This window comes from Pantoea sp. K16 (assembly GCF_048452805.1).
GTDB lineage: Bacteria > Pseudomonadota > Gammaproteobacteria > Enterobacterales > Enterobacteriaceae > Pantoea > Pantoea agglomerans.
In genome coordinates this window covers 376764-388992 of the sequence record NZ_JBLWNV010000002.1, presented here as the reverse complement: position 1 = coordinate 388992, position 12229 = coordinate 376764, and the positions used below count along the sequence as shown (strand labels likewise).

Sequence of the window (12229 nt, the reverse complement as noted above, 5' to 3'; positions counted from 1 at the left end):
TCCTGGCAGACTCATTCTGTTCAGCGCTGCGGATTGCCTGCCCCTGCCCGGCACCAGCCTGCTCTGAAACTTCAGTGTGTATTGTTAAGAAGGGCACGAGAGTGGAGGCCTGAGCGCCTCTGCTGCTGAAAGGGCTATCCGCAGCGCTGAGGCGTGACGGTGGGCCAGAAGTCCACGCCGGGAAGCGTGGACAGTTCGGGGCCGGCCAGGGAGGGCCGATCCCCGAACGGTTCGTCGGCACGACGTCAAAGCCGAAGGTACCGCGTGAGCGGCGCGAGGACGGCCCGGCAGCAGCAGAGGTGCGCTGGCCCGCACTGCGGCTCGCCCGCCCGGAAAAAAGGCTGCCACGTTTGACCGTGGCAGCCTTTACAAATCTAATCTTAACTGATCAGCATTACCCACCAGGCGGGATTTTTTTCGCTACTTTCCGGTTCAGGCTTTGCGACTTAACGTCGCCTGGCCTTTACCCATCCCATCCGGGCCGTAAAAGGCCTGGGTCTGATGCGGCTTCAGCACGTCAAGCGCATCCTGGGTGTAGCGGATCTGGTGTTGCAGCAGCAGGCCGTTATGAACATTGGCATCCTGCAGACGACGGCTGTGCTGCTGGATAGTGTCCCAGCGGCGCGCCATGTCGTTCTGACCACGATAAGGTGCCGATGTCGCCTGACTCTGCTCAGCGGTGCGGCGCATCTCATCCAGATAGTTCAGCGTACTGAGCAGCGCGCTTTTATCTTCGGTAATACGCTGCAACAGATTGCTATTAATGTTTCCGGCTGCCAGCTGCTGCTGCTCTTCTTCCAGCACGGCTGAGAGCGAGGCCAGCACGTCCTGCATCTTATCTAAGGTGGTCTGCAAATTACTCATGGGAACTAATTACCCTCTAAATACGCCTTGGTGTCGGCAATCAGCGCATCGGCGATTTTGCCGGTATCCATCTTCAGTTCGCCATTACGAATGGCGGTTTTCAGTTGTTCAACGCGCTCGACGTTAATATCTTTGCTGCTCGGCTGCATCAGCTGCGACTGCGCGCTGCTCAGGCTGACCTGGGCTGCTGCAGGGGTCGTGGCTGCTGCCACCGGGCTGGCGCTCTGGCGCACTTTGCTGCTGCCGGACTCACTGCTATCGCGGCTCTGTACGGTGCTGGCGGGTTTCAGAGGTTGCGTTCTGTCAATGCTCATGTTCGGGCTCCTGTACGGTCAGGGGAAGTCTGCCACCTGAATCAGAATAGCGTTATCGCTTCGTTGATTCTTCTATCGGCAGCACTACTGGCTTCTTTAACACTTTACAGCGTTATAAGAATATTCCCATCCTCGCGTACCTTACCGCTGACAATCTGGCCATTTCCCATCCTGACCCGGACCGACTGCGATCGGGCAGCGTTATTCAGCGCCTTGCCCTCACCGCTGGCATCAAAGCCGTCACCGCTGGCAATCACCATCACATTCTGACCCGCTTTGACACGCCACGGCTGACGCAGCGTGGAGGGATTAATCGGCTGTCCTGGCTGGATATCGCGCAGCACCACAGCATCTGCGACCGAGTCCGCATTCAGCAGGGCGCGGGCAGGCAGAGTATCAAGGCGGCCGGTCTGCAGAGTGAAATCACTCTCGCTCACGCTACTGCCCTGGCTCAGCAGCCGGTTCGCCACCAGATAGGAACCGGTGACCTGCACCTGTACCTGAATATAACGGCGGTTCTCACCACAGTTTGCCGCCACGCTCATATTCCCCCACAACCGGCTGTTGCCGGGCAGGGTGAACTGTGGCGCCTCACAGGCTGGCCACTGTTCCTGCGGCGTGCGTACCACCACAACCATGCCATCAGCATGCTGGGCGTCACGCGCTTTAAAAAATTGATTCAGTTGTGCATTGAGATCCCCGGCGGAAACCGGCAGGGCGATCGCGACCAGCAGGCTGGTCAGCAGGGTCAGATATCGACGCATTGTGCATTTCCTCACTGATGATGGCGACGAGTGTACCCCTTAAGAAAAATCCTTAATTGTCAAAATAGCGGTCATTTGAGGCCTTATTCAGACGATGACCCCTTGCATTTTCAAATTAAGCTGCGAGCTCGAAATTCTCATACGCGGAGGAAACATGCTCGACAAACTGGATGCGGCGCTGAAATTTGGTACGGAGGCCCTCAACCTGCGTGCTCAACGTCAGGAGATCCTGGCGTCAAATATTGCCAACGCCGATACCCCTGGTTATCAGGCCCGGGATATCGACTTTGCCAGCGAGCTGAGTCGGGTGATGTCCAATGGTCGTGCGGAAGGCAGCAGCATGGCGTTAAAAGTCACGTCAGCTCGCCACATTGAAGCACAGACAAACGGCGTGCCATCGATGGATATGCTTTATCGCATTCCTGACCAGCCTTCTGCCGACGGCAACACCGTAGATATGGACCGTGAGCGTACGCAGTTCGCGGATAACAGCCTGAAATATCAAACCGACCTCACCCTCATCAGTAGCCAGATCAAAGGCATGATGAGCGTGTTACAAGGACAATAATTATGGCCTTGCTGAATATTTTTGACATTGCCGGTTCAGCGATGACCGCGCAATCACAGCGATTAAACGTCAGTGCCAGTAACCTGGCGAACGCCGACAGCGTCACCGGCCCCGATGGCAAGCCTTACGTGGCAAAGCAGGTGGTTTTCCAGACCGATGCAGCACCAGGCTCAGCCACCGGCGGCGTGAAAGTGGCAAGAGTCGTGGATGACCCTACACCTGCCAAGCTGGTCTATGACCCGGGCAATCCGATGGCAGATGCCAAAGGCTACGTGAAGATGCCGAACGTGGATGTGGTCTCTGAAAGCGTCAACACCATGTCGGCGTCACGCAGCTACCAGGCCAACGTCGAAGTGCTCAACACCGTGAAGTCGATGATGATGAAAACCCTGACGATCGGGCAATAACGGAGAAAAATTATGGCTATCGCGGTAGGCGTTAACGAAAGACTGGACCCCACGGTCCTTAGCTCCTCTAACACCAGTGGCACCGGCAACAATGCGCAGGATCTGCAGAATCAGTTCCTGACCATGCTGGTGACGCAGTTAAAGAACCAGGATCCCACCAATCCAATGGATAACAGTCAGCTCACCACGCAGCTGGCACAGATCAATACCCTGAGCGGCATTGAAAAACTGAATACCACGCTGGGATCGATCTCCGGCCAGATCAGCACCAGCCAGTCGCTGCAGAGCTCCACGCTGATTGGGCATGGCGTAATGGTTAATGGCGGACAGGTTCTGGTAGGCAACGGCACCACAACGCCATTTGGCGTTGAGCTGGCCTCCGCCTCAACCGGCACATCGGCCACCATTAAAGATGCCAGTGGCACGGTGATCGACACCGTCGATCTGGGCGCGCTGAGCGCTGGCGTGCACACCTTCTCGTGGGACGGCAAGCTGACAGATGGCTCTGTCGCCCCGGATGGTAAATACAGCGTTGCGATTGCCGCAAGCAATGGCAACACACAACTGGTGGCACAACCGCTTAACTACGCCTACGTCAATGGGGTGAGTACTGCGAACAACACCACAAAACTGGATCTCGGCACCATGGGCTCCGCCACCCTTGACGACGTACGTCAGATTCTCTGATTAACCTGTAGACAGGAAACAAACACATGTCATTTTCCCAAGCGGTCAGCGGCCTTGGTGCTGCTTCAAGTAACCTTGATGTCATCGGTAACAACATTGCCAACTCCGCCACTGCGGGCTTTAAATCGAGCACCATCGCGTTTGCCGATATGTTTGCCGGTTCTAACGTCGGCCTCGGTACCAAAGTTGCTGCGGTAATCCAGAACTTTAACGACGGCGCGACCACCACCACCAGCCGTGGCCTGGACGTTGCACTGAGCGGTAACGGTTTCTTCCGTATGACCGACAGCAGCGGCGGCGTCTTCTATTCACGCAATGGTCAGTTAACGCTGGATGCCAACCGTAACCTGGTCAACACCCAGGGTCTGAACGTGACCGGCTATCCGGCCAGCGGTTCACCGGCCACTATCCAGGCAGGTGCTAACCCGGTGGCGCTGCGTATTCCTACCGAGCAGATGTCAGCCCGTGCGACCACTACCGCCGGTCTGGTTGCCAACCTGAACTCAACGGACAAAACGCCATCTGTGGCCACCTTCTCGACGGCGAACGCAGACAGCTACAACAAGAAAACCACGGCAACCGTGTTCGACTCGCAGGGTAATGACCACGCGCTCGACATGTATTTCGTGAAAGATACCACCAGCAACAGCTGGACCGTGCGTACCATTGATGGCAACACCGGCAGTTCAGCGGGTGACTTCAGAATGGCGTTTGACACCAGCGGTAAGCTGACCAGCGTTTCTAAGCTGGATGCCAGCGGCGCGGTTGTCAGCACCACGACGGATGGCACCGTCGGCCTGACGCTGAACGTGGGCGGCGCCAATGGCGCAGTAGCCAATCAGCCCATCAACCTGAGCATGCTGGGCAGCCTGCAGCAGAACACCGGCGCCACCAACTTTGGCAGCCCGACCCAGGATGGTTATGCACCTGGCGATCTGACCAGCTACGCGATCAATAATGACGGCACCATCACTGGCAGCTACTCAAACCAGAAAACCCAGCTGCTGGGTCAGATTGTCCTGTCGAGCTTCTCTAACCCGGAAGGCCTGCAGTCTAAAGGCGACAACGTCTGGCAGGCTTCGAGCGCATCCGGTCAGGCAGCAACTGGTCTGGCTAACACCGGTACCTTTGGTTCACTGACCGCCGGCGCACTGGAATCGTCCAACGTCGACATGAGTAAAGAGCTGGTGAATATGATCGTCGCGCAGCGTAACTATCAGGCGAATGCGCAGACCATCAAAACTCAGGACCAGATTCTCAACACGCTGGTTAACTTACGTTAATTCTCTAACAGGATTGCCATATGGATCACGCGATATATACCGCGATGGGCGCGGCCAGCCAGACGCTGGATCAGCAGGCGGTTACCGCCAGCAACCTCGCCAACGCCTCTACACCGGGTTTTCGTGCGCAGCTGAATGCGCTGCGCGCCGTGCCGGTGAGTGGCTGGTCACTGCCAACCCGTACGCTGGTCGCCGCCTCGACACCGGGCGCCGACATGAGCCAGGGCGCGATGGACTACACCGAGCGTCCGCTCGATGTAGCGGTACAGCAGGATGGCTGGCTGGCGGTGCGTACCGCTGACGGCAGCGAAGCCTATACCCGCAACGGCAATATGCAAATCAGTCCGACCGGTACGTTGACGGTTCAGGGCAATCCTGTGATGGGCGATGGCGGTCCGATTGTGATCCCGCAGGGCACTGAAATCACCATTGCAGCCGACGGCTCGATCACCGGGCTGAATGCCGGTGATTCGCCGAACGCCACGGTTCAGCTGGGCAAACTGAAGCTGGTCAGGGCAACCGGGCAGGAGCTGCAGCGCAGTGATGACGGCATGTTCCGGCCTACTGCGTCGACGCAGACAACCCGCGGTGCCGCGCTGCAGGCCGATCCCACCATGCAGGTGATGCCTGGCGTGCTGGAAGGCAGCAACGTCAAACCGGTAGAAACCATGGTCGATATGATCGCCAACGCCCGACGTTTTGAGATGCAGATGAAAGTCATCACCAACGTCGACGAAAATGAACAAAAAGCCAACCAGCTCCTGAGCATGGGCTAAGGCACGAGGATAACAACATGATTCGTTCTTTATGGATCGCTAAGACCGGTCTTGATGCGCAGCAGATGAACATGGACGTCATTGCCAACAACCTGGCAAACGTCAGCACCAACGGCTTTAAGCGTTCACGTGCCGTGTTCGAAGATCTGATGTACCAGACCATGCGCCAGCCGGGCACACAGTCATCAGAGCAGACAACGCTGCCATCCGGTTTGCAGATCGGTACCGGTGTTCGTCCGGTGACCACTGAGCGTCTGCATACGCAGGGCAACCTGTCGCAGACCAGTAACTCAAAAGATATCGCCATTAACGGCCAGGGCTATTTTCAGATTCAGATGCCGGATGGCACCTCTGCTTATACCCGTGACGGCGCGTTTCAGGTTGATCAGAACGGCCAGCTGGTGACCAACTCCGGTTTCCCGGTGCAGCCAGGCATCACCATTCCGGCCAACGCCACCAGCATTACCGTGTCGCGTGACGGTGTGGTCAGCGTGACGCAGCAGGGTCAGGCTCAGGCCGCGCAGGTGGGGCAGTTAACCCTGAGCACCTTTATGAATGACGCCGGTCTCGATAGCGTGGGTGAAAACCTCTACAAGGAAACTCAGGCATCGGGCGCACCGACAGACAGCACGCCAGGCCAGAACGGCGCAGGTCTGCTCTATCAGGGCTACACCGAAACCTCGAACGTTAACGTGGCGGAAGAGCTGGTCACCATGATCCAGACGCAGCGCGCCTACGAAATCAACAGCAAGGCGATCAGCACCTCTGATCAGATGCTGGCGAAATTAACACAGCTTTAATCCCGAACAGGGCCAGCCCGTGCTGGCCTGAATGACAGACATTAATAAGGTCGTGACGCCGTGGCGAAGCAACAGATTCTCAAGCCTGGACATTGGTTAGTTGCCTCGTTGCTGCTAACTCTTAACGGATGTGCCCTGGTCCCGCGTACCCCGCTGGTCGAAGGTGCAACCACAGCGCAACCCATGCCGTCTGCGCCACCGGTGGTCAACGGCTCTATATTCCAGGGCGTCGCGCCGCTTAACTACGGCTATCAGCCGCTGTTTGAAGATCGTCGTCCACGCAACATTGGCGATACCCTGACCATTACGCTGCAGGAAAACGTCAGCGCCAGCAAAAGCTCCTCAGCCAATGCCAGCCGCGATGGCAGCAGCAGCTTTGGCGTGAGCGCGGTGCCGACCGGACTGGCAGGCCTGGTGGGTGCAGGTGGTGAAAAAGCCAACATCGACGCGACAGGCAAAAACGATTTCGCAGGTAAAGGCGGCGCATCTGCCAATAACACCTTTACCGGCACCATTACCGTCACCGTGGATCAGGTGTTGTCAAACGGCAACCTGCACGTGGTCGGTGAAAAACAGATTGCCATTAATCAGGGCACGGAGTTCATTCGCTTCTCGGGCGTGGTCAACCCACGCACCATTAGCGCCAGCAACGCCGTGTTATCTACTGCTGTCGCCGATGCACGTATTGAGTACGTCGGAAATGGTTACATCAATGAGGCGCAGACCATGGGTTGGTTCCAGCGTTTCTTCCTGAACATCTCGCCGATGTAAGAGGTTTCAATGAAAAAGTTAACGCTGTTACGCGCCGGGCTGGCGCTGCTGCTGGGCGTCAGCCTGCTGGCAAAAGCCGATTTGATTCGTGATTTAACCACGGTACAGGGCGTACGTGATAACCAGCTGCTGGGCTACGGCCTGGTGGTGGGCCTGGATGGCACCGGTGACCAGACGACTCAGACGCCATTTACTACGCAGACCGTGAGCAACATGCTGTCACAGCTTGGCATTACCGTTCCGACCGGAACTAACATGCAGCTGAAAAACGTGGCGGCCGTTATGGTCACCGCGAAACTGCCATCGTTTGCCCGTCAGGGACAGACGCTGGATGTGGTGGTCTCATCGCTGGGTAACGCCAAAAGCCTGCGCGGCGGCACACTGTTAATGACGCCGATGAAAGGGGTAGATAACCAGGTCTATGCGCTGGCACAGGGTAACATCCTGGTCGGTGGTGCGGGTGCCTCAGCGGGCGGCAGCAGTGTTCAGGTTAACCAGCTGAACGGTGGCCGTATTACCAGTGGCGCCACCGTTGAGCGTGAACTGCAGAGCAACTTTGGTTCGCAGAACACCATTAACCTGCAGCTTAACAGCGAAGATTTTTCGATGGCGCAGCGTATTGCTGATGCAATCAACGCCCGTGGCGGTTACGGCGCGGCGCAGCCGCTGGATGCCCGTACCGTGCAGATCCGCGTGTCGCCTAATAATGGTGCGCAGGTGCGTCTGCTGGCTGAGATCCAGAATATTGATGTCTCGATTCCGGTTGAAGATGCGAAGGTGATCATCAACTCCCGTACCGGCTCAGTCGTCATGAACCGTGAAGTGACGCTGAATCAGTGTGCTGTGGCGCAGGGCAACCTGTCGGTGACGGTTAATCAGCAGCAGAACGTCAGTCAGCCTGATACCCCCCTGGCCGGTGGTCAGACGGTGGCGACGACGCAGACTCAGATCGATCTGCGCCAGACCGGCGGTGCGCTGCAACGCGTCAACGCCAGCGCCAACCTGAACAACGTGGTGCGTGCGCTGAATGCGCTGGGTGCGTCACCTATCGAACTGATGTCAATTCTGCAGTCGATGCAGAGTGCCGGCTGTCTGCGTGCCAAACTGGAAATTATCTGATGGCTGATATGCAATCTCTGACGAGTTCGGCTTTCGACAGCCGTTCCCTGAATGAACTGAAACGCCAGGCCAGCAACGATCCGAAAGGACAAGCGTTGCAGGTGGCGCGTCAGGTCGAAGGGATGTTTGTACAGATGATGCTGAAGAGTATGCGCGAGGCGTTGCCGCAGGACGGCATTATGGGCAACGAGCAGACCAAACTCTTTACCTCTATGTATGACCAGCAGATTGCACAGGAGATGGGGAAGCGCGGCCTCGGCCTGGCGGAAACCATCGTCAAACAGATGCAGCCCGCCACCGCGCCGGATGAAAAAGCCGGTACGGTGCCGATGAAGCTGGATAACAGCTTTATTCTCAGCACCAGCGGGGCAACACCACTGCCCGCGCAGCAGCTGGAGCAGATTGTGCGTAAGGCAATGCCGCGTCTGCCGCCGGTCGCTTCACCGACGGGTCTGCCCAGTGACAGCCGCGAGTTTATCGCCCAGCTGACGCAACCGGCGCAGGCTGCCAGCCAGCAGAGTGGCATTCCTCATCACCTGATTCTGGCGCAGGCTGCGCTGGAGTCGGGCTGGGGCCAGCGTCAGATCCTGACCCGCGACGGCAAACCGAGCTACAACGTGTTCGGGATTAAAGCCAGCGGCGACTGGAAAGGTGACACCACCGATATCATGACCACCGAATATGAGCAGGGCGAAGCGAAGAAAGTGCGTGCCAGCTTCCGCGTCTATAACTCCTATTTCGAGGCGCTGACCGACTACGTCAAACTCCTGACCAAAAACCCACGCTATGCGGCGGTGACGAACGCCTCAAGCGCAGAGCAGGGTGCGCAGGCCTTACAGGCGGCCGGTTATGCCACCGATCCAAAATATGCGCAAAAGCTGGTGGGAATGATTCAGCAATTCAAAAGTATGGGCGACAAAGTCGTCAAAGCTTACAGTCAGGATATGGGCGACCTGTTCTGATCATTGCGCCTCAAGTTTCACTTTAGCAAGCCGATAACATCCCTATAGCCAGAAGCGTTTTCGCCTGCTGGCGCCCACTTTGATGTCTGCCAGCCCGGTTGACGGGGAACGTAAGGAACCGAGATGTCCAGCATAATTAACTCCGCGATGAGCGGATTGAGTGCCGCGCAGGCCGCTCTGAGCACCACGAGTAACAACATTTCCAATTACACCGTGGCGGGCTATTCACGTCAGACCACGGTACTGGCGCAGGCGAACAGTACCCTGCAGGGCAATAGCTATTATGGTAACGGCGTGAATATCACCGGTGTACAACGTGAATATGATGCGTTTATTGCTACGCAGCTGCGCGGTTCTAGCGCGAACTACAGCGCGGTAAGCACCCAGCACAGCCAGATTTCTAACATTGACGATCTGCTGTCGACCTCGACTACCAGCCTGTCGACCTCGCTGCAGGGCTTCTTTACTAACCTGCAGAACGTGGTCAGCAACGCCAACGATCCGTCGGCGCGTCAGTCGATGCTCAGCAATGCGCAGGGGCTGGTCAGTCAGTTCCAGACGTCAGCGCAATACCTGAATAATATGCAGAACAGCGTCAACGCCGATGTCGATTCCAGCATCAAGCAGGTCAATACCATTACCAGCCAGATTGCCGATCTGAACAAACAGATTGGCAAACTGAGCACGGCAAACGGTGCCGCACCTAACGATCTGCTCGATAAGCGCGATCAGCTGGTGAATACCCTGAATAACGTGGTTGGTGTGACGGTATCGCAGCAGGATGGCGGTTACACGGTCGCGATGGCCAATGGCCTGACGCTGGTAAACGGCGACAAATCTCACGATCTGGTGGCGATGCCTTCCAGCAGCGATCCGACACGCACCACCATCGGCTATGTCGATAAGCAGGCGGGCAACGTCGAGATCCCGGAGAAGCTGATCACCACCGGTTCGCTGGGCGGTCTGCTGGCGTTCCGTACTCAGGATCTGGATCTGGCACAGAACCAGCTGGGTCAGTTAGCGGCGGCGTTTACCACCAGTTTCAACGATGTTCACAAGCAGGGCTTCGATAGCAAAGGCAATCAGGGCGTCGATTTCTTTAATATCGGCAGCCCGATCGTGGTGGGCAATAGTAAAAACAGCACCGCTGCGTCCGTCACCGCTGAGTGGACCGATACCAGTGCACTGAAAGCATCCAATTACACCGTGAGTTATGACGGCAATAACTGGACCGCAACCCGCGCCTCAGACAGTGCGGCTGTTACCATCACGCCAGGTACCGATGCCAGTGGCAACACCACGCTGAGCTTTGACGGTCTGAAACTGACCGTCGCCGGCACGCCTGCACCTGCTGCCAAAGACAGTTTCCTGGTGAAGCCGGTCCAGAACGCCATCAACGATATGTCAGTCGCGATCACCAGTGAATCGCAGGTGGCCGCCGCGGGTGCTGTCGGCGGTGAGAGTGATAACCGTAATGCGCAAAAACTGCTGAATCTGCAGGATGTGAAACTGGTCGGCGGCAACGCCACGCTGTCTCAGGCCTACGCCACCATCGTCAGCAGCGTGGGTAACAAAACCAGTTCACTGGAAACCACCAGCACCACTCAGAAAAGCGTGGTCAGTCAGCTGACCCAGCGCCAGCAATCGGTCTCTGGGGTAAACCTCGATGAGGAGTACGCCAACCTGACCAAATATCAGCAATATTACATGGCCAATGCGCAGGTGCTGCAGACTGCCAGCACCGTGTTTAATGCATTGATCAATATTCGCTAAGGGCAGGAGATAACATGCGAATCAGTACCAATATGATTTTTGAGCAGCAGGTGCGCGGCATCACTGACTCACAGGCCTCCTGGCTGAAATCAGGCCAGGAGCTCTCCAGCGGCCGCCGTGTGAATAATCCTTCGGACGATCCGATTGCCGCGTCTCGTGCTGTCGTGTTGTCACAAACCCAGCAGCAGGGCAAGCAGTATGCGCTGGCGCGTACCTTTGCCGAGCAGGGTCTGTCACTGGAAGAGAATACGCTGAAAGGCGTCACCGATGGGATCATTGCTGCGCAAGGGCTGATCGTCAACGGTTCAACCGGTACGCTGAGCGACGATGACCGTGGTTCGATTGCTACCCAGCTGGAGGGTATCCGTGCCCAGTTGCTGAACCAGGCAAACAGCCAGGATGCCAATGGCCGCTATATTTTTGCCGGTTATAAAACTGACAGTGCGCCATTTGTGGATGCGGCAGGCACCGGCGTCGGCTATGCAGGCGGCACCGAGGCGATCACTCAGAAGGTCGATACCAGCCGTACCATGACTGTGGGCCATACCGGTGACAATATCTTTATGGCGATCTCCGGCAATGCCACCAAAGAGCCGGATGGCAGCGCCAGCGAAACGAATGTGTTTAAGATGCTGGATAGCGCCATTGCTGCGCTGAAAGTGCCGCAGGATGATGCTGACGCCGCAACCAAACAGACCTTCCAGGCGGCGATGGATAAAACCAACCGTGGCCTGGGTAACTCGCTGAATAATGTCTTAACCGTGCGTTCTGAGATTGGTACCCAGCTTTCAGAGATCGATACGCTGAATGCCCAGGGCGATGACCGTAGTGTGATTTACAGCTCGCAGATGAGTGACCTGGTTAACGTGGATTTAACCGAAGCAGCTTCAAACTACACCATGCAGCAGACCGCATTACAGGCGTCCTATAAGACCTTTACGGACATGTCTAAGATGTCGCTGTTCCAGATGAACTCGTAGTCTGACCTGAAATTTTGAGCGTACTTTAACCGGATGCGCTTACTTTTTCCCACCCTCCCGCTAAAGGAGGGTGGGATTTTTTTGCCTGCGATTCAGCCGGTGGTGGGAACCATAGAAATTAAACCGGGTTGATTTACAGCGACAGGCTGCTCGCATGTCAG

14 protein-coding genes are annotated in these 12229 nt (G+C 56.7%); 11 read left to right on the top strand and 3 right to left on the bottom strand.

The genetic code is table 11. From position 1 onward, the window contains the following. Positions 1-432: 432 nt before the first annotated feature. The 3 genes from flgN to flgA form a co-directional block, all read right to left on the bottom strand. A complete protein-coding gene (flgN, locus tag ACK13D_RS04470; RefSeq protein WP_010246377.1) occupies positions 433-864 on the bottom strand; it encodes a flagellar export chaperone FlgN in 432 nt (143 codons plus the stop codon). Positions 865-869: 5 nt separating this feature from the next. Further along, positions 870-1178 carry a flagellar biosynthesis anti-sigma factor FlgM gene (gene flgM / locus ACK13D_RS04465; RefSeq protein WP_010246375.1) on the bottom strand — a complete coding sequence of 103 codons (309 nt, stop codon included), beginning with the start codon at positions 1176-1178 and terminating at the stop codon, positions 870-872. A gap of 104 nt (positions 1179-1282) precedes the next feature. Then, positions 1283-1942: a flagellar basal body P-ring formation chaperone FlgA gene (flgA, locus tag ACK13D_RS04460; RefSeq protein ID WP_010246373.1), complete on the bottom strand. Its 660-nt coding sequence runs from the start codon at positions 1940-1942 to the stop codon at positions 1283-1285. 154 nt (positions 1943-2096) lie between these two features. On the opposite strand from flgA, the gene flgB reads away from it, so the two are divergent. The 11 genes from flgB (at position 2097) to flgL (ending at position 12068) form a co-directional block, all read left to right on the top strand. After that, the gene (gene flgB, locus ACK13D_RS04455) at positions 2097-2510 is read left to right on the top strand and encodes a flagellar basal body rod protein FlgB (protein ID WP_009090882.1); all 414 of its coding nucleotides are present in this window, start codon (positions 2097-2099) and stop codon (positions 2508-2510) included. 2 nt (positions 2511-2512) lie between these two features. Continuing rightward, positions 2513-2917, top strand: a complete 405-nt coding sequence (gene flgC, locus ACK13D_RS04450) for a flagellar basal body rod protein FlgC (RefSeq protein WP_013357440.1) — start codon at positions 2513-2515, stop codon at positions 2915-2917. A gap of 12 nt (positions 2918-2929) precedes the next feature. Then, on the top strand, positions 2930-3604 hold the full coding sequence (flgD, locus tag ACK13D_RS04445) for a flagellar hook assembly protein FlgD (protein WP_010669841.1): 675 nt from the start codon (positions 2930-2932) through the stop codon (positions 3602-3604). Between the two features lie 26 nt (positions 3605-3630). Beyond that, positions 3631-4887, top strand: a complete 1257-nt coding sequence (gene flgE / locus ACK13D_RS04440) for a flagellar hook protein FlgE (RefSeq protein ID WP_418795794.1) — start codon at positions 3631-3633, stop codon at positions 4885-4887. 20 nt (positions 4888-4907) lie between these two features. Continuing rightward, complete coding sequence (locus ACK13D_RS04435; RefSeq protein ID WP_124889850.1) at positions 4908-5663, top strand: flagellar basal body rod protein FlgF; 756 nt, start codon at positions 4908-4910, stop codon at positions 5661-5663. A 17-nt stretch (positions 5664-5680) separates the two neighbouring features. Next, positions 5681-6463: a flagellar basal-body rod protein FlgG gene (gene flgG, locus ACK13D_RS04430; RefSeq protein WP_003849881.1), complete on the top strand. Its 783-nt coding sequence runs from the start codon at positions 5681-5683 to the stop codon at positions 6461-6463. Between the two features lie 60 nt (positions 6464-6523). Next, positions 6524-7234, top strand: a complete 711-nt coding sequence (locus tag ACK13D_RS04425) for a flagellar basal body L-ring protein FlgH (protein ID WP_029519565.1) — start codon at positions 6524-6526, stop codon at positions 7232-7234. Between the two features lie 9 nt (positions 7235-7243). After that, positions 7244-8353, top strand: coding sequence for a flagellar basal body P-ring protein FlgI (locus tag ACK13D_RS04420; RefSeq protein WP_010246359.1), 1110 nt, complete (start codon positions 7244-7246; stop codon positions 8351-8353). Then, positions 8353-9315 carry a flagellar assembly peptidoglycan hydrolase FlgJ gene (flgJ, locus tag ACK13D_RS04415; protein ID WP_010246357.1) on the top strand — a complete coding sequence of 321 codons (963 nt, stop codon included), beginning with the start codon at positions 8353-8355 and terminating at the stop codon, positions 9313-9315. Before ACK13D_RS04420 ends, flgJ begins: the two co-directional genes overlap by 1 nt. Positions 9316-9438: 123 nt before the next feature. Further along, positions 9439-11088: a flagellar hook-associated protein FlgK gene (gene flgK, locus ACK13D_RS04410; RefSeq protein WP_263056172.1), complete on the top strand. Its 1650-nt coding sequence runs from the start codon at positions 9439-9441 to the stop codon at positions 11086-11088. Between the two features lie 14 nt (positions 11089-11102). Further along, a complete protein-coding gene (gene flgL, locus ACK13D_RS04405) occupies positions 11103-12068 on the top strand; it encodes a flagellar hook-associated protein FlgL (protein WP_033766930.1) in 966 nt (321 codons plus the stop codon). Positions 12069-12229: the final 161 nt, after the last annotated feature.